The organism is Pseudomonas sp. N40(2020) (genome assembly GCF_014472415.1).
In the GTDB taxonomy this organism is placed as follows: Bacteria; Pseudomonadota; Gammaproteobacteria; order Pseudomonadales; family Pseudomonadaceae; genus Aquipseudomonas.
On sequence record NZ_JACSZV010000005.1, the window covers coordinates 176,611 to 194,865 of the forward strand.

Below are 18,255 nucleotides of genomic sequence, written 5' to 3' on the forward strand. Positions count from 1 at the left end.
TCACTGGCCCCCCGCGAGCTGGGCGTTCATCTGTTGCGTGGTCAACGGCTTGGCCGAAACCTCCCACCAGGTTTCCAGACCTTCGTTGTACAGTGGCTGCTGCGCCGGCATGCCGAAACGGTTCTGGTACACCGTCGGCGTGCCTTTGGAGTAGTAGTTGGGAATCATGTAGTAACCCCATTGCAGCACCCGATCGAGGGCGCGGGCGTAATGCACCATGGCGTCGCGGGTATTGGCCTGGACGAGGCCGTCGATCAGTTGATCCACAGCCGGGTTGGCCAACACCATCGAATTGGAACTGCCGACTTGCGTGGCACTTTGCGAGGCGTAAAGGCTGTAAAGCTCGCGGCCGGGGGAGACGATCGGATCGCCACTGCGCGGGAAACTGGTGACGATCATGTCGTAGTCCCGGGCGTTGAGCCGGTTGACGTATTGCGCCGAGTCGATGCGGCGCAAATTGAGGGTGATGCCGATCTGCGCGAGGGTGCGTTTGAACGGCAGCAGCATGCGGTCGAAACCGCCCTGACCGTCGAGAAAGGTGAACTCCAACGGTTCGCCGGCCGCGTTGACCAGCCGATTGTTTTTCGCCGTCCACCCTGCCTCGGCCAGCAGCTTCAACGCTTGCAGTTGCTTGTCGCGGATGTAGCCGCTGCCATCGGTTTTGGGTGCCTGATAAACCGTGGTGAACACTTCATCGGGGATCTGCCCGCGCAGCGGTTCGAGGATCTTCAATTCCTCGGCGTCTGGCAGGGCGGTTGCGGCCATTTCACTCTTCGGCCAGAAGCTGTTCTGCCGCACGTAGAAGCCGCGCATCATCTGTTTGTTGGTCCACTCGAAATCCCACAACAGGCTGATCGCCTGACGCACGCGACGATCCTGGAAGATCGGGTTCTGCAGGTTGAACACGAAGCCCTGAGCGGCGGTGGGTTTTTCCGGTGCGAGGATCGACTGCTGCAAGCGTCCGTCGCGCAGTGCCGGGCTGTCGTAGCCGACGACGTATCCGGAAGAAGAAAATTCGCGGTTGTAGTCGAATGCGCCGGCTTGCAATAGCTGGCGAGCGACGTCGGTGTCGCCATAGAAATTGATCGTCAGGTTGTCGAAGTTGTACATGCCGCGGCTGACCGGCAGGTCTTTGCCCCACCAGTCCGGATCACGCTCGAAACTGATGCTGCGCCCGGCATCGACCTTGCTCACGCGGTAAGGGCCGCTGCCCAGCGGCGGCTCGAAACCGCCACCGTTGGCGAAGTCGCGTGTCTTCCACCAGTGCTCTGGCACCACGCGCATCGTCGCCAGATCCAGCGCCAAGGTGCGGTTGAGGTTGTTCTTGAAGGTGAAGCGAATCTGTTGCGGACTCTCGATCAACGCGTCCTGCACGTCGGCGTATTGCTGGCGATAGCTCAGGCTGCCCTTGGTCATCAGCAGGTTGAAGGTGTAGCGCACGTCTTCGGCAGTGATCGGCGTGCCGTCGGCGAAGCGGGCCTTGGGGTTGAGGGTGAAACGCACCCAGAGGCCTTCGGGATCGCGCTCCATCTGCTGGGCGACCAGGCCGTAGACGGTGTAGGGCTCATCCAGCGAACGGAACGCCAGCGGCGAATACACCCAGTCATTGACCTGCACCACGGAAATACCCTGATCGGCATAGGGCGCGATGTAGTTGTACTGACCGATCTCCATCGACGCACGGCTGAGCGAACCGCCCTTGGGCGCCTTGGGATCGACGAAATCGAAATGCTGGAAACCCGCCGGGTATTTCGGCGCCTCGCCGTACACCGTCATTGCGTAAGTGCCGACGGCCAGCGCATGGGCGGCATTGCACAGCAGTGCACTGCCAAAAAGCAGCGCAGCCATGTTGCGCATGAATTTCATGAAATCACTCCTGAATCCCTGGGAAGGCGAAGGTCACGTACTTACCTGTGGGAGCTGGCTTGCCAGCGATAGCGGTGTGTCAGTCAACATTTACGTCACTGACTTGCCGCCATCGCTGGCAAGCCGGCTCCCACAGGGTTTTACGGTGCTCTCAGTTAGAAGTGATAGGTCATCCGCGCAAACAACGTGCGGCCCAGCGGATCGGTGTAGCGCGGGTCATAGCCGCTCTGGAAGTTGTAGGCCTGGTTGGAGAACGGTGGGTTGCGGTCGAACACGTTCTTCAACCCGGCATCGACATCCAGCACCTTGTTGAAGGTGTAACCGGCCGACAGATCCCACACCGAATACGACGCCACGCGCGCATGGGTGTCGCGGTCGTAGTCGTTGTAACCGGTGGTGAAGCGGTTGGTCAGCGCCGCCCGCGCCGCGCCGAAGGTCCAGCTGCCGGTCAGGTTGTGCTTCCAGCGAGCGATCACGCCGTCACCCTGAAAGTCGCCGACCTTGTCGGTGAACGGGCCTTTGATGGTGCTCTGGAAGTCGTACTCGTCCACGTAGGTGCCTTGCAGCCCGAGACCGAACTGACCGTACGGCGTGTTCGGGAAGCGATAGTCCAGCGACACGTCGACACCGTTGGTTTCGACGATGCCGAGGTTGGCGTTGCCGGTGACGATGTAGTTGAGCGTGCCATCGGCGTTGCGCACGAAGCGATCCGGGTAGCTGCCGGCCTGATCAAACACGGTGGATTCCGGGAATGGCTGGATCTGGTTGGAAATGTGAATCCACCAGAAATCCAGACCCACCGACAGGTTGCTGATCGGCTGATAAACAAAGCCCAGTGTCACGTTGCGCGCCTTCTCCGGGGCCAGATCCTCGTTGCCGCCAATCTGGTTCAGGAACTGCTGACCGCAATCACGCCCGCCGTTGCCGCCCGGTTGCACCACTCCGCCGGTACACAGCGCCGGGTCGTTGTAGTAACCCTGGGTGAACGTGATGCTGCGCGGTGAATACAGTTCGTAGAGCGACGGCGCACGGAAACCTTCGCTGTACGCACCACGCACCACGAGCTCTTTGAGCGGCTGATAACGGAACGAGTATTTCGGGTTGGTGGTGCTGCCGAAGTCGCTGTATTTGTCGTGGCGCACGGCGGCAGACAATTCGAGACTGTCGAGCACCGGCACGTTGATCTCGGCATACGCGGCTTTTACGCTGCGGTCGCCTTCGACGCTGCCGGCCGGGTCGATACCGAGGCTCTGGATGTCACCGGCAAACTGCTCGAAGTCCTGGTGGAATTTCTCTTTGCGGTACTCGCCACCCAGTGCCAGACCGGAAGGGCCGGCACCGAACCAGTCGCCGATTTCGCGGCTGATGCGCCCGTCAAACCCGGCGACCCGACCGACAGCGGTGGAGTAGGCGCCGTGGTAGGCGGCGTTATCGATGTACTGCTGACCAGCGGCCGACTGCGGGCCGAACGGATTGAGCAAACCGCTGGCCAGACCATCGATCATCGCCTGATCGCTGACATAACCGCTGGTGACGCTGGAGACGATTTTGTTCTGGTTGTACGAGGCGCCGACGTTGTAATCCCAGCCGCCAACCAGGCCGTCGAAACTCAGCAGGAAGCGCTGGCTGGTGTTCTGGTCTTTCGATTCACGCGGGCCTGCTGCCGTTTCGCGCCAGTTGACGTCGACCGGTTGCGTCGGGTCGAGGGCGAAATCGGTCGGCGCCGGGGTGATGCCGTTGCCGGGGTAGTAGGGCGACGAGGAATCCAGGCTCAGACCGGTGAGCGGAGCAGGGCCGATGGACGTGGCGTTGTTGTTGCGCGACCAGAAGTATTCGAGGTTGACGTTGTGATCGTCGCCCAGTTTGCCGGTGGTCTTGCCGAAGAACGAAGTCTTCTCGGTTTGTGGCACCAGGTCGATGTATTCGCGGGTGCTGAAGCGGCACAGGCCATCACGGGCGATCAGGTTGGGGCCGTTGCAATTGCTGTTGGCCAGCGGGTTGGTGGCGTTGCCGTTCTGGCTGTAGTTGCCAGGGAACGCGGTGCCGGAGGTCTGATCGAGACCGCGACCGGGCGCGTAGTCGCTGGCGAAGGAGCGGTCATTGGCGTCGAGGTTCTGCTGCTTGTTGTAGTTGAACACGCCGAGCACGTTGAAGCGGTCTTCTTCCAGATCGCCGTAACCCCAACTGGCGCTCATGTCCTTGGTCGCACCGCCGCCGCTGTGGGTCGGGGTTTCGCCGCCGAGGGTGAGCTGGCCGTCAGTCAGGGATTTCTTGGTGATGAAGTTGATCACGCCGCCGATGGCGTCGGTGCCGTACAGCGCCGATGCGCCGTCACGCAGCACTTCCACACGCTCGATGGCGGCAAACGGGATCATGTTCAGATCCACCGCGCCGCCGGCCGAGTTGGTACCCGACAAGGCGTTGTTGGCCAGCCGTCGACCGTTGAGCAACACCAGCGTCTTGTTCGCGCCGATACCGCGCATGTCGGCGAACGATGCGCCACCCGTGGCCGCGCCGACCGAGCCTGCACTGTTGTTGATCGACTGGCTGCCGGTGATGCGTTGCACCAGCTCGGCGGTGCTGGTCACGCCCTGTTTGCGCAGCTCATCGGCCTTGAGAATGGTGATCGGCACCGCCGTCTCCGCATCGACTCGGCGAATCGCCGAGCCGGTCACTTCCACCCGTTGCAGTTGCGTGGTCGGCGCAACCACTGCGGCGGCGGCCGGGACGACAGCATTATCGTCCTCCGCCGCTTGCACGGTCCCGGCGCCCATCCCCATGGCCACCAGATACAGCGGAACAAAACGATGGCGAGAAATCGTGGCCACCAATGGTTTGAGCGTGAAGCGTGGAGTGTTCATCAGCATGGTTGTTTCCGACTTTGTTAGACGTTATCGAATTGGCCTTGTGAGCCCCTCATTGCTCCGCTTTCGGTGATACCGCGTGCGGAAAACCACTTTCTTCAAGCAAGCCGATCCCCTCCGAAGACGCGCTGCGTTTTTCGGTCGGCTGATTGCGACGGGATGCTTCAGCGGTGCCGGGCGTGTTTCTCAATGCGCGCCCGGCACCGCACTCAGTGGGTGGTCATCACCGAAATTTTGGTAATGCCTGAGCGTTCGATGGACGCCATGGCCTTGGCTACCTGGCCGTAATTGACGGCGGAGTCGGCCTGAAGCTGGACGCGCACTTCGGCGTCCTTGGCCTTGACCTCCTTGAGGCTGGCCTCCAGTGATTCCGGTGCCAGTTCGGTCTTGGCCAGATAGAACTTGCCGTCCTGGTCGACGCTGACCACCACCGGGTCTTTCTTTTCGGCGGGGGCGACGGCGTCGGTTTTCGGCAGGTTCACTTTGATTGCATTGGTCATCAGCGGCGCGGTGACGATGAACACCACCAGCAGCACAAGCATCACGTCCACCAGTGGCGTGACGTTCATTTCGCTGAGTACTTCATCGCTGTCTTGAGTGGAGAAAGACATCAGCTGGCCTCCCGCACGGCGGCCGTGGTTTTGCTGGCAATGGCCTGACGGCTGATGGAAAACGCACTGCGCGAGGCGAGGGCGTCGAAGTCGTGGGCGAAGTCATCCATGTCCGCCGAAGCGAGTTTCAGACGACGCAGGAAGAAGTTGTAAATCAGCACCGCCGGCACCGCGACGGCGATCCCCACGCCGGTGGCGATCAGCGCGTGGCCGATGGGGCCGGCGACCGCTTCAAGGCTGGCCGAGCCGGTTTCGCCGATGCTTTGCAGGGCTTCCATGATTCCCCAAACGGTGCCGAACAGGCCAATGAACGGCGCGGTGCTGCCGATACTGGCGAGGATCGCCTGACCGTTTTCCAGCGAGCGGCGTTCTTTCTGGATCTGCTGGCGCAGGTTGCGTTCCAGGCGATCGGAACGGTTGATGGTGTGCGCAAGTTGTTGCGTGGTGCGCGGCGATTCTTCCACCAGCAGCGCTTCGAAACCGCTGCTGGCGATGCGCGCCAGTGAGCCTGGGTATTGGCTGGCGTGTTCGGCGGCGGTGAGCAGATCCGGCGCGCCCCAGAAGGCTTTGCTGAACTGTTTGTTCTGGGCTTTCTGGCGCAGGTATTGCGCCGACTTGACCAGCAGGATCGCCCAGCTGACCAGGGAAAACAGCACCAGGCCCCAAAGCACACCGGGGACAATCATCGAAGACAGTGAATCGTTCATGGCTACACCTCGCTTGCATTAAATCGGTTGTGAGTTCGTGGGTTGTGCCGTTATTGCGGCAATTTGAAATCGATGGTCTGGGTGGCGAAGCCGTCAATCGGCGTGTCACCGCGCTTGGCCGGAATAAACTTCCAGTTCTTCACGGCGGCGACCGCAGCTTCGTCCAGTTGCGCCTTGCCGCTGGACTTGGTCACCGTCACCGAACCTGCGCGACCGTTGGCCAACACCTGAATGCGCAGCACCACGCTGCCTTCCCAGTTACGCCGCAGCGCCAGCGACGGGTATTCCGGCGGCGGGTTGCCGAGGCTGGCGAGGCCGGAAATCGCTGCCGACTCTTTCACCGGGCCGGGTGCAGCCGCAGGTGCCGGTGGCGCGCTCGGTTTTGCTGGCGCCGCAGGAGCGGCCGGTTGTGCCGGAGCGGGTGGGGCTTTTGGCGGCTCGACCTTTTTCACCGGTTTGGGTTTTTCCACCGGTTTCGGTTTTTCGATTGGCTTGGGCTTCTCCACCGGTTTTGGCGGCGGTTTGACCGCGTCCTCGTCTTCCACCGGTTGCTCGGGTTCGGGCGGCGGTGGAGGCGGTGGTGGCGGCGGTGGTTCCGGAGTGGGCGGTGCGGGTGGCGTCGGGCTGGTCAGCTCGACGGTCATTTCCGGAATCTGCGGCGGCGTGGGCAGTGGCTCGGGTCGGGTCTGCTGAAAAAACCACTACGCACCGCCATGTATCAGCGCCGACACGGCAATCAACAGAACCATTTGCTGTTTGTTCAACCCGCCGGGCTGCGAGGTATTGGCTTTAAAGGCCGGCCTGCCGGATACCGGCGGGAGCGGCGCTTCCCGTAACGGCCCCGGCAGGGTCTTGTGCTTTACCGCATCGTTCATTAAAGCTCCCTCGGGTTGATGAAGGGCAATAAGGTGCCGTCCGAACATGTGCGTCATGTTCGAGTGGGTGGGTGCAACTTTCTTTAAGGTGTGCGCAAGCCGATAGTTGAACTATCAATTGAATAAGGCTTGTGTGCCGTTACTGGCTTAGAGCCATCGACTTCGAGTGTTCATCATCCATTCCCTGGTGTTGTTCTATGTAGGAGCTGCCGAAGGCTGCGATCTTTGCTTTTAAGATCGAGATCAAAAGATCGCAGCCTTCGGCAGCTCCTACAGGTCGCAGTTGGTTAAAGTGTCCGTATTTCATTTTGCAACCGCTGTGCCAAATGTTGCTGAAATGTACTTGGGTTATTTCAGCGATGTTACCCATGTCGCATTTATATAAGTTTTAGGGGCTGGCGGATTTTTTCGTCGCGCATAAGTCTCCATCAGCCCGAATGCAGAGGCTTTTTCAAGGGCGAGTCAGACTTAACGCTATATCACGCTGAAGGGCGAGACAGAGCGGCTGCTCTCATGCCCGCCAAGGCACTTGGTGGTGCAGGGCGGACTGATTTGGTGCGGGTCAATGTTTTAGCGGTTCACAGGCGATGTTCCTTGTTTTTGTTTAAATGAAATCAATGCTTCAAGTTTGGGTTAGTTGCAAATCCAAGAACGGTTTTGGTGCACGGGCAAACAGTTAATTAGCTATTGTTCGACAATCCAGCTGTCGTTCATTAATGCACTGCCTGTTGGGTGTTGTATTTAAAAAATAAATAACACGCTACCGTCGGCGCATAACTCAGCGCCGAACACAGTACGTGGTCGCTTGATTCAGGTAATAAAGTAAATACGCAGGGCGCCGGGGCTGTTCTGTTGAACTCGGCGTTGGGCGGATAAGCGCAAACGGACAGTGATGCGGCAGAGCGATTGAAGATTCACGCGGTGAACTCCTTGTTGCCAGCTCGGATACACGAACTTTTGGTTCGGTATCGCACCTTACAAGAACGCGGATAGCGTTCGATGATTGCTCTTGGTGCGGGATGGGCACCGCCAGCGCTGTTTTGCGAGGTTTGAATTCGCAAGTGGCGAGTGCATGGGAAAAACGTGCCAAATCGGATACACCAGCTATAAATAGGGCTACACCAGATGCCTGTCGGGATTGAGGAGGGGTTATGTATCAGCTCTACGGACATCGCAACTCAGGCGCCGCCGCTATTGAAGCCGCGCTGGAGCTGTGTCAGATCGCTTATCGCTTCATTGATATTGAAGCCAGTACCGAAGCCGCCGAAGCGTTGGCGCAACTCAATCCACTGAAACAGATCCCGACCCTGCAACTGCCCGATGGCAGTGCGGTCACCGAGAGCGCGGCGATTCTGATTCATTTGGGCCTGACGTTTCCCAAGTCAGGATTGTTGCCGGCCAAGGCAGACGAGCGTGACCAGGCGATTCGCGGCCTCGTGTACATCGTCAGCAATTGCTACGCGGCCATTGGCGTCATCGACTACCCCGAGCGCTGGCTGCTGATGCCCGACGAAGCGTCGCGGCAGAACCTGATCGCCGGCGCCCGCGAGCGTCTGCACTGGAGTTGGGAGGTGTTTGCCGACCAGTTTTCCGCCGAGCTGTACCTGGACGATGAAACTCCGGGGGCGCTGGATGTGCTGGCAGCTGTGGTGACACGTTGGGCGGGGAGCCGCGAGCATCTGCGCCAGACGCGGCCTGGTTTCTATGCGTGGCTACAACGCATTGACCGGCATCCGGTGCTGGCGCCTGTCTTCGCCCGGCATTGGCCAGCCTGAGCTTTCCTCTGATCGTTCCCACGCGGAGCATGGGAACGATCGCGGTCAGGTTTATTCCCCGCGAATATACTGCTCCAACTGTTTGATCAACTCCGCCTGTTCGGCAATCGCTTCCTTGACCAGGTCACCAATCGACAGCAGGCCGATCAATTTGCCGTTCTCCACCACCGGCAAGTGGCGCAGGCGTTTGTCGGACATGATGCCCAGGCAAGTGTCGACAGTCTGGTGGGTATCCACCGTGATCACGTTGGCAACCATGATGTCGCGTACCGGCGTGCCGACTGAAGAGCGGCCATGCAGCACCAGTTTGCGCGCGTAATCGCGTTCACTGATGATGCCGACCACATTGTCGTCTTCTACGACCAGCAAGGCGCCGACGTTTTTCTCGGCCATCTTCATCAGTGCTTCGAGCACCATGTGATCAGGCTTGATCTGGTGCACTTCCTGATTTTTCTGATCTTTGAGCTTGAGCAGTTGGGCGACGGTCTTCATGGCAGTTACTCAGGTGTTGTCGTTGTTATCCAAGCATCGTAGACGCTGGCGTTCAGGGCAAGGTGGCAAAGCGGCAGATAACACGCAAAAAACGTCATTTGCCGTTTTTTTAATTGTCTGCGCGAGATTTTTCACGAGGGTCATCCCGCGCGATGCCGCGTAGAATGCCTGCCAGATTCAATTTCCCGAGGTCGCAGTGGTGGATTTACAGCAGGGCTTCGTCCTGACCCGGCATTGGCGCGATACGCCGGCCGGCACCGAAGTCGAGTTCTGGCTGGCGACCGACGCCGGGCCGCGCCGCGTGCGCCTGCCGCATCAGCCGTCGGTGGCGTTTATCCCCGCCGAGCAGCGCGCAGCCGCCGAGCGCCTGCTGCATGACGAAAAGAACGTCGAACTGCGCCCCTTGGCCCTGCAGGATTTCGAACATCGCCCGGTGCTCGGCCTGTATTGCCAGCAACACGGCCAGTTGATGCGTCTGGAAACCGCGCTCAACCGCCACGGCGTCGATGTTTTCGAGGCCGATGTGCGCCCGCCGGAACGCTATCTGATGGAGCGTTTCATCACCGCACCGGTGTTGTTCAGCGGCACCTCCGATGCCGACGGCACATTGCTCAACGCCCACCTCAAACCCGACCCCGAGTATCGGCCAAAGCTGCGACTGGTCTCGCTGGACATCGAAACCACCGAAACCGGCGAGTTGTACTCCATCGCTCTTGAAGGCTGCGGCGAGCGTCAGGTGTACATGCTCGGCGCGCCGAACGGTGACGCCAGCATCGTCGACTTCGACCTTGAATACTGCGACTCACGCACGGTCATCCTGAAGAAGCTCAACGATTGGTTCGCCCGTCATGACCCCGACGCGATCATCGGCTGGAACGTCGTGCAGTTCGATCTGCGCATCCTCCACGAACACGCGCGGCGCCTCGGCGTACCGTTGAAAATCGGCCGTGGCGGTGAAGAGATGCAGTGGCGCGAACACGGCAGCCGCAACCATTACTTCGCCTCGGCGGCGGGGCGCCTGATCATCGACGGCATTGAGTCGCTGCGTTCGGCGACCTGGAGTTTCCCTTCGTTCAGTCTGGAAAACGTCGCGCAGACCTTGCTTGGCGAAGGCAAGTCGATCGACAACCCGTACCAGCGCATGGATGAGATCAACCGCATGTTCGCCGAGGACAAACCGGCGCTGGCCAAGTACAACCTCAAGGACTGCGAACTGGTCACGCGGATTTTCGTCAAGACCGAACTGCTGACGTTTTTGCTGGAGCGCGCCAGCGTCACCGGCCTGCCGGCGGATCGCAGCGGCGGCTCGGTGGCGGCGTTCACGCATCTATATATGCCGTTGATGCACCGTCAGGGTTTCGTGGCGCCGAATCTGGGCACCAATCCGCCGCAGGCCAGCCCCGGCGGCTTTGTCATGGACTCGCGACCGGGGCTGTACGAATCGGTGCTGGTGCTCGATTACAAGAGCCTTTATCCGTCGATCATCCGCACCTTTCTGATTGATCCGGTCGGGCTGATCGAAGGCTTGCAGCATCCGGATGATGCCGACTCCGTGCCGGGCTTTCGTGGTGCCAGATTCTCACGCACCCGGCATTGCCTGCCGTCCATCGTCTCGCGAGTCGCCGAGGGCCGCGAGACCGCCAAGCGCGAACACAATGCGCCGCTGTCCCAGGCGCTGAAGATCATCATGAACGCCTTCTATGGCGTGCTCGGCTCCAGCGGTTGCCGGTTCTTTGATACACGGTTGGCGTCGTCGATCACTCTGCGCGGCCACGAGATCATGCTGCGCACGCGCAAGTTGATTGAAGAGCAGGGCCACGCGGTGATCTACGGTGACACCGACTCGACCTTCGTCTGGCTGCGTCGTCCCCACGGGCAGGAAGAAGCAGCGGCCATCGGCCATGCGCTGGTCAAACACGTCAACGACTGGTGGCGTGAGCATGTGCGTGACGAATACGGGCTGGAAAGCGCCCTCGAATTGCAGTTCGAAATACACTACAAACGCTTTCTGATGCCGACCATTCGTGGCGCGGAGGAGGGCAGCAAGAAGCGCTACGCCGGTCTGGTGACACGCGCCGACGGTATCGAAGAAATGGTCTACAAAGGCCTGGAAACCGTGCGCACCGACTGGTCGCTTTTGGCCCGGCAATTTCAGCAGGAACTGTACGAGCGGATCTTCCAGCGCAAGCCTTATCAGGATTATGTGCGTGACTACGTGCGCAAAACCCTGGCGGGTGAATTCGATGATCGACTGATCTATCGCAAACGCCTGCGCCGCACCCTCGACGATTACGAGCGCAATGTTCCGCCCCACGTGCGCGCGGCGCGGCTGGCCGATGATTACAACGCGCAGCACGGACGACCGCGGCAGTACCAGAACGGTGGCTGGATCAGCTACGTGATTACCCTGGCCGGCCCCGAACCGCTGGAAGTGCGGCGATCCACCATCGACTACGACCACTACATCACCCGGCAACTGCAACCGGTGGCGGATGCGATCCTGCCGTTTGTCGACGACGACTTCTCAACCCTGATCGGGGGACAACTGGGCCTGTTTTGAGTCCAGCAGTTGCAACGTCCACTCATCAAGGATGCCGTGGAAGTAGCGCTCAAGTGCCTGGTTGAACAAGCTGTCTTCAGCAGCGAACTGGGCGAACAGCGTCATTGAGGAGTGAAGTTTCAGGTCATCGGGATGGCCGAAAATCTCGGCAATCGAACGCTCTCGCACATTCAGCACAAGCTGCGTGCAGGCGCGCAATCGTGCGCCGAGCAAGGGATGATCCAGATAGGTCTGAGCTTCCTCGGCCGAACCGATGGCGAAGCGCCGGGACATCTCACTGCCGCCCAGGCCTGCGAATTGCGGGAAGACAAACCACATCCAGTGGCTGCGCTTGCGGCCCTCGTCGAGTTCGCGCTGGACCCGTTCGAAAACCGGGTCCTGTGCCTGGATAAAACGTTGCAGATTGAACGGGTCGTACTGATCAGTGCTTCTCATCGCGAAGCCCTCTGCCAGTCGGCGGTGGCTCAGACCATGGCCAGCCGCTGCTTGCGCTTTGGCGCGTGAAACGCCTGGTCCAGCGCTGCCAGATCCCCGGCCTCCAGTTGCAACTGCGCCGCTTGTGCATTGAGTTGCACGTGTTCCGGCCGCACAGCTTTGGGAATCGCAATTACGCCATCCTGACGCAGAATCCACGCCAGCGAAACCTGTGCCGGGGTCGCGTTGTGACGAGCGGCAATCTGTTTCAACACCGGATCAGCCAGCATCGCGCCGCCCTGACCGATCGGACAGTACGCCATCAACGGCATACGTTGCTGCTGGCACCACGGCAGCAGGTCGAATTCGACACCGCGTTCTTCCAGGTTGAAGAGCACCTGATTGGTCGCGCAGGCCGGTGACGCCAGTTCTTCAAGGTCATCAACATCGAAGTTCGACACGCCCCAACGGCCGATCTTGCCGTCCTCGCGCAGACGTTCGAACGCCTCGACGGTTTCTTCCAGCGGATACTGGCCGCGCCAATGCAACAAATAGAGGTCGATGTAATCGGTATCGAGCCGGCGCAGACTGCGCTCGCAGGCTAGCGGAATACCTTTGCGGCTGGCGTTGTGCGGGTAGACCTTGCTGACCAGAAACACTTGATCACGCAGGCCGGCAATGGCTTCGCCAACCACGGTTTCGGCACCACCCTCGGCATACATTTCAGCGCTGTCGATCAGGGTCATGCCCAGCTCGATGCCAGTGCGCAGCGCGGTGACTTCACGCTTGTGCGCCGAACGGTCTTCACCCATGCGCCAAGTGCCCTGGCCAATCACCGGAACCTGCACGCCGGCCAATTCAAGGGTACGCATTCAAACCTCCTTTCTGAAACGGTCGATACCTTTAGTGGGCAGCAGGAGTGTGAAGATCGTTCCCACGCTCTGCGTGGTAATGCCTCAATGGACGCTCTGCGTCCGCTGTTGGGACGCGGAGCGTCCCGGGCGGCGTTCCCACGCGGAGCGTGGGAACGATCACCTGTAGGAGTTTCCGCAGGCTGCGATCTTTTGATCTTGAGCTTTTTACTTGGCAGAGAACTTCAAGACGACGCTTTGTGTATAAGCCTGCCCCGGATCCAGCCGCGTGCTCGGGAAGTTCGGCTGATTCGGTGAGTCAGGATAGTGCTGCGTCTCCAGGGTAAACGCGCCCCAGTGCGGATAAACCTTGCCACCCTTGCCCTTGACGGTGCCATCGAGGAAGTTGCTGGTGTAGAACTGCACGCCCGGTTCGCTGGTGAACAACTGCAAATGCCGGCCGGACTGTGGATCACTGACCTCGGCGGCGACTTTGCTCACGTCATTCTTGGTATCCAGCGCCCAGTTGAAATCGAAACCGCCCTGTTTAGGCTCGGCGAATTTCAACTGCGGGTGATCCGCCTTGATGTGCGTACCAATTGCCGTTGGCTTGGTGAAATCCATCGGTGTCCCTGCCACCGGCGCCAGTTCGCCGGTCGGGATCAGCTTGCCGGTGACCGGGGTGTAATGGCTGGCGTGCAGGGTCGCGACCTGTTTGAGAATGTCGCCATTGCCGGCGCCCGCGAGGTTGAAGTAGCTGTGGTTGGTCAGGTTGAGCACGGTCGGTTTGTCGGTGCTGGCCTTGTAGTCGATGCGCAGTTCGTTGCTGTCGGTCAGGCGATAGGTCACTTCGGTGGTGAGATTGCCTGGGAAGCCCATTTCACCGTCCGCCGACAGATAGGTCAGGGTCACGCCGACTGAGTCCTTGTCTTTGGTTTCCTGCGCTTTCCAGACCTTTTTATCGAAGCCCTGGGTGCCGCCGTGCAAGGCGTTGGACTTGTCGTTCTGTGGCACTTGATAGCGCTTGCCGTCGAGTTCAAAAGCGCCGTCGGCCAGGCGATTGCCGAAACGGCCGATGGTCGCGCCGAAGTACGCGGTGCCTTTCTGGTAGCCCTGCACATCGTCGAAACCGAGCACCACGTCGGCGGCTTTGCCTTGTTTGTCCGGCACCAACAGCGATTGCAGGGTCGCGCCGTAGGTGATGACAGTGGCTTGCATGCCGTGGCTGTTGCGCAGGATGTATTGCTCGACGGGCGTGCCGTCATTGGTTTTGCCGAAGGCTTTGTGTTCGGCGGTCAGGCCCGCCGCATTGGCGGAAAGGGTGGCGATCATCAGGGACAGTCCGAGGCCGGAGAGCAAGTGACGGGATTGAAGCATGGTTGACCTTCCTTTTTGTTGTTGTTTTCAAAACAGGTTAATAGTCATGCTAATTGAGGCGTGAATCAGAATTTATAGCGGATTAAACGTTTATTGCAAAAATAAAGTCGGACTAAATGGTTGCCGAAGGTCGGGAAACCACGCGGACACTGCACTTTTCAGCAATTGGCGGCTCTATCCATGGCCAGGATGCGGTGACTCCCGCCGCACAGGAATGTGCCTGTTCGAGAATTCATGCCGAGAGCTTTTCACCTGATCGCCCGTGTTGTTCATCGCCCGTGCCTGTTGCTGGCCTGTCTGTCGTCGCTGTTTGTCAGCGGCTGCACGCATCAGGACGGCAATGGTTTCATCGCTCAGATTCGTGACGGTCAACCGCAGGAATTCCTGCAGACCAGCGTCGACCGCATGGCCACGCTGGCGATGCGCGACAACCTCAACAGTCTTTATCGGTTGATGGGCAAGTTGTACCTGCGCAACCCCGAAGAGCTGCGCAAATCCGGCTTCCTCAATATCCACGCCGCGGTGAAGCAGGTACGCCTGGCCATCGAGCAGCAGCAACCGTTGCCGGTGCTGGGCGGGCGCAAGGATCTGGCTGCGCTCAGTTATGCGATGAGCCCGGAGTTTCTCGGTGATCGGGTCGGCGCGTTCATCTATGCCATCGGCAGCATGTTGGTCACCGCCCATGGCAATCGCGTCGAGTTCTACATGACTGACGCGATCAACCCGACGTTCGTTCACAACGCCGCGCGCAACATCGAAAAAGCCACGTGGATTCTGTCCCAGCGCCAGAACAAGGAAGGCCAGCCGCTGCTGTTCTCCAATGAGATTTCGGAGGAGGGCAGCAACCTGAGTTTCGCCACGGAGTTTGGCAAAGTGGTGGCGCGCCTTGATCTGCTTACGCAAATGCTCGATGAGCGCTACCGGCGCATTGGCCTGAATTACGCGCAAAGTCTGCTGTTTCTGAATTTTTTGCCGGTGCAGTAAGTCGAGTCGGTTAGAGTGGCGGGCGGATTATTTGTATACAATCCTTCGTCATATTTGACTCAAAGGGAGCTGCACCCGTCATGACTGACCCCGCAAGCGCCGATTTCACTCGACTCGACTGCGCCGCCCGCGCGGACAAACTGCCCTATGCCGCGTTGCTGGCCTTTGCCATGACCGGCTTCATCGCTATCCTCACCGAAACCCTCCCGGCCGGCCTGCTGCCGCAAATCGGCGCCGGGCTTAACGTCAGCGAAGTGCTCGCCGGGCAACTGGTGACGCTGTATGCGCTGGGTTCGATTGTCGCGGCGATTCCGCTGACCGTCGCCACGCGCGGCTGGCCTCGGCGGCGCGTGCTGCTGATGACGGTGGGCGGCTTTCTGTTGTTCAACACCATCACTACGTTTTCCAGCCATTACGGCCTGACCCTGGCTTCGCGATTTCTTGCCGGGATGGCGGCGGGGCTGTCGTGGGGGATCATGGCCGGCTACGCGCGCGGCATCGTGCCGGTGCATCAACAGGGGCGGGCGCTGGCGATTGCCATGCTCGGCACACCGGTGGCGTTGTCGCTGGGCACGCCGGCGGGGACGTGGCTGGGCAATCTGATCGGCTGGCGCGCCTCGTTCGGGATCATGTCGGCGCTGGCCTTGGTGCTGGCGGCGTGGATCGTCATCGCGGTGCCGGATCGTCCGGGGCAGAACAACGAAGAACGCCTGCCATTGCTCGAGTCTCTGCGCCTGCCAGGTGTGCGACCGGTGCTGTTCGTGGTGCTGACGTGGATGCTCGGGCATAACATTCTTTACACCTACATTTCACCGTTTCTGATGCAGGCCGGGCTGGCCGAGCGCGTTGATCTGGTGCTGCTGGTGTTCGGCCTGTGTTCGCTCGTGGGGATCTGGATCATCGGCATGCTGGTGGATCGCTGGTTGCGTTGGCTGACGCTGATCAGCCTTGCGGTGATTGCCTTAACAGCGTTGGTATTGGCGCTGATTTCGCCGTCGCCGTGGCTGATTTATGGCTGCATGGCGGTATGGGGCTTGTCGTTTGGTGGCTCGGCGACGCTGCTGCTGACAGCGGCGGCGGATTCTGCAGGTGACCATGTCGACGTGGTGCAGGCGATGCTCACCACGTCATGGAACGTGGCGATCGCCTGCGGCGGATTATTTGGCGGGTTGCTGCTGGATCGGGCGGGGGCAATGTCGTTTCCGTGGGCGCTGCTGATCCTGTCGCTGATCGCATTGGCCACGGTGTGGATCAATAGCCATCACAGCTTCAAGCCGGGGCGGCGGGTGCATTGATCTTCTAATCACTACATCATCCCTGTGGGAACGAGCAGGCTCGCTCCCACAATGGACCTGCGGTGTGATCGAAAGGCATAACGATAGACCGTATCGATATAGGTGGTTATAAGAAAAATCGCTATGCTGCGGACCAGATTTTTCCTGTCGTTTTTCTGGACGTCTTAATGGAATTGGCAAATTTCGGCCTGGTGATTGCCGGGCTGGTGGTGGGTTTTATTGTCGGCATGACCGGTGTCGGCGGCGGTTCGTTGATGACGCCGATTCTGCTGTGGTTCGGCATCAACCCTGCAACGGCGGTGGGCACCGACCTGTTGTACGCGGCCATTACCAAATCCAGTGGCGTGCTCGTCCATAGAAAGAACAAGAACATCGACTGGGCCATCACCGGTTGGCTGACCCTCGGCAGCGTGCCGGCGGTGGCCATGACCCTGTGGTTTCTCAGCACCCTGCACACCGCGCCGGACGCGATGAACGCCATCATCAAACAGGCGCTGGGTTTCGTCCTGTTCGCTACCGCGCTGGCGATTTTCTTCAAGAAACGACTGTTGGATTTCGCCCACAAACGCGCCGGCGGCAACTACAACCCGAGCGGTTCGCGGCTCAATGTGATGACCGTGATCACCGGTCTGATCCTCGGCACCATGGTCGCCCTGACTTCGATTGGCGCCGGCGCCCTCGGCACCGTCGCGCTGTTCATCCTCTATCCGCTGCTGCCGACCCGTCGTCTGGTCGGCACCGAAATCGCCCACGCCGTGCCGTTGACCCTCGTCGCAGGCCTGGGCCACGCGAGCATGGGCAATATGGATTGGGGCGTTTTGGGCTTTTTGCTGGTGGGTTCGCTGCCGGGCATCTGGCTCGGCAGCCACCTGACCGGGCGCATCTCCGATGAAGTGCTGCGCCCGTGCCTGGCGACGATGCTGGTGTTGATCGGTTACAAACTGGCGTTTTGATCGGCGCACTCACTCGGGTGAGGGAGCAACTCCCTCACACGAGGCTCAACGTTGAATGACGAACTTCATGATCGTCACTGGCAAATCCTCGTAGACCAGTTCCTCAACCACCTCCCAACCCAATCGCGCATACAACGATTTTGCCGCGTCGGTGTACAGGTATAGCTGCGGCACTCCCAACGCTTTGGCCTCTTCGACAATCCGATTGACCAGTTGCGAAGCAGCCCCGCGTCCGCGTTCCTCAGCCTTCACATAAACCCCGGCCAGCCAGGGCGTCAGCTCGGGCCGGGTTTTCATGTCACTGTCGATCAGCAGCGCGCCACCGAGCAACCTGTCGTCTTCAATGGCCACCACCACGCTGGGAATCGCGCCTTTGCCGCAGGCTTTGCGCATGCGTTCGGTACGGGCCTCAAGGGTATCGCCGGGTCGAAATTCGCCCCACTCCTTGAAGTTGAGTTCGGACAGTTCTTCAATAAATTCGGGGCGATCGCACAGGTATTCGATGTGCATGCGTTGAACTCCGTTTCGTGGGCAGAACAGCCACCCTAATGCGCTAACAAAAGGTAATCAAATCCGAGTCACGATTGCGCGCAGGCGGTTGCGCAATGCCGGTCCTGACCTAAGCTTCTGA

The 18,255-nt window shown here is 59.9% G+C and carries 14 protein-coding genes and 1 pseudogene; 5 read left to right on the forward strand and 10 right to left on the reverse strand.

Features of this window, described 5'->3' with window-relative positions; genetic code table 11:
* The 5 genes and pseudogenes from IAI51_RS05905 to IAI51_RS05925 form a co-directional block, all read right to left on the reverse strand.
* A complete protein-coding gene (locus IAI51_RS05905; RefSeq protein WP_187677628.1) occupies window positions 1-1,866 on the reverse strand; it encodes an extracellular solute-binding protein in 1,866 nt (621 codons plus the stop codon).
* Between the two features lie 155 nt (window positions 1,867-2,021).
* On the reverse strand, window positions 2,022-4,733 hold the full coding sequence (locus tag IAI51_RS05910) for a TonB-dependent receptor (RefSeq protein ID WP_187677629.1): 2,712 nt from the start codon (window positions 4,731-4,733) through the stop codon (window positions 2,022-2,024).
* 206 nt (window positions 4,734-4,939) lie between these two features.
* Window positions 4,940-5,341: an ExbD/TolR family protein gene (locus IAI51_RS05915; protein ID WP_007918272.1), complete on the reverse strand. Its 402-nt coding sequence runs from the start codon at window positions 5,339-5,341 to the stop codon at window positions 4,940-4,942.
* A complete protein-coding gene (locus IAI51_RS05920; RefSeq protein WP_187677630.1) occupies window positions 5,341-6,048 on the reverse strand; it encodes a MotA/TolQ/ExbB proton channel family protein in 708 nt (235 codons plus the stop codon). Before IAI51_RS05920 ends, IAI51_RS05915 begins: the two co-directional genes overlap by 1 nt.
* Before the next feature lie 50 nt (window positions 6,049-6,098).
* A pseudogene (locus tag IAI51_RS05925) lies at window positions 6,099-6,923 on the reverse strand (energy transducer TonB).
* A gap of 1,151 nt (window positions 6,924-8,074) precedes the next feature.
* On the opposite strand from IAI51_RS05925, the gene IAI51_RS05930 reads away from it, so the two are divergent.
* On the forward strand, window positions 8,075-8,698 hold the full coding sequence (locus IAI51_RS05930) for a glutathione S-transferase N-terminal domain-containing protein (RefSeq protein WP_187677631.1): 624 nt from the start codon (window positions 8,075-8,077) through the stop codon (window positions 8,696-8,698).
* Between the two features lie 51 nt (window positions 8,699-8,749).
* Here the strand turns inward: IAI51_RS05930 and IAI51_RS05935 are convergent, their stop codons facing one another.
* On the reverse strand, window positions 8,750-9,190 hold the full coding sequence (locus IAI51_RS05935) for a CBS domain-containing protein (RefSeq protein WP_187677632.1): 441 nt from the start codon (window positions 9,188-9,190) through the stop codon (window positions 8,750-8,752).
* A gap of 199 nt (window positions 9,191-9,389) precedes the next feature.
* Between IAI51_RS05935 and IAI51_RS05940 the strand changes: the two genes are divergently transcribed.
* On the forward strand, window positions 9,390-11,750 hold the full coding sequence (locus IAI51_RS05940; RefSeq protein ID WP_187677633.1) for a DNA polymerase II: 2,361 nt from the start codon (window positions 9,390-9,392) through the stop codon (window positions 11,748-11,750).
* On the opposite strand, the gene IAI51_RS05945 is transcribed toward IAI51_RS05940, so the two are convergent.
* The 3 genes from IAI51_RS05945 to IAI51_RS05955 form a co-directional block, all read right to left on the reverse strand.
* Window positions 11,715-12,185: a DUF1810 domain-containing protein gene (locus IAI51_RS05945; RefSeq protein WP_187677634.1), complete on the reverse strand. Its 471-nt coding sequence runs from the start codon at window positions 12,183-12,185 to the stop codon at window positions 11,715-11,717. The genes IAI51_RS05940 and IAI51_RS05945 overlap by 36 nt on opposite strands.
* 29 nt (window positions 12,186-12,214) lie before the next feature.
* A complete protein-coding gene (locus IAI51_RS05950; RefSeq protein WP_187677635.1) occupies window positions 12,215-13,036 on the reverse strand; it encodes an aldo/keto reductase in 822 nt (273 codons plus the stop codon).
* 207 nt (window positions 13,037-13,243) lie between these two features.
* Window positions 13,244-14,392 carry an aldose epimerase family protein gene (locus IAI51_RS05955; protein WP_187677636.1) on the reverse strand — a complete coding sequence of 383 codons (1,149 nt, stop codon included), beginning with the start codon at window positions 14,390-14,392 and terminating at the stop codon, window positions 13,244-13,246.
* 234 nt (window positions 14,393-14,626) lie between these two features.
* Between IAI51_RS05955 and IAI51_RS05960 the strand changes: the two genes are divergently transcribed.
* The 3 genes from IAI51_RS05960 (at window position 14,627) to IAI51_RS05970 (ending at window position 17,624) form a co-directional block, all read left to right on the forward strand.
* Window positions 14,627-15,376 (forward strand): hypothetical protein, encoded by a 750-nt coding sequence (locus tag IAI51_RS05960; protein WP_187677637.1) that lies wholly within the window; start codon window positions 14,627-14,629, stop codon window positions 15,374-15,376.
* An 80-nt stretch (window positions 15,377-15,456) separates the two neighbouring features.
* Window positions 15,457-16,671, forward strand: a complete 1,215-nt coding sequence (locus IAI51_RS05965) for an MFS transporter (RefSeq protein WP_187677638.1) — start codon at window positions 15,457-15,459, stop codon at window positions 16,669-16,671.
* A gap of 167 nt (window positions 16,672-16,838) precedes the next feature.
* Window positions 16,839-17,624 carry a sulfite exporter TauE/SafE family protein gene (locus IAI51_RS05970; protein WP_034154648.1) on the forward strand — a complete coding sequence of 262 codons (786 nt, stop codon included), beginning with the start codon at window positions 16,839-16,841 and terminating at the stop codon, window positions 17,622-17,624.
* Between the two features lie 45 nt (window positions 17,625-17,669).
* On the opposite strand, the gene IAI51_RS05975 is transcribed toward IAI51_RS05970, so the two are convergent.
* On the reverse strand, window positions 17,670-18,134 hold the full coding sequence (locus IAI51_RS05975) for a GNAT family N-acetyltransferase (RefSeq protein ID WP_187677639.1): 465 nt from the start codon (window positions 18,132-18,134) through the stop codon (window positions 17,670-17,672).
* Window positions 18,135-18,255: the final 121 nt, after the last annotated feature.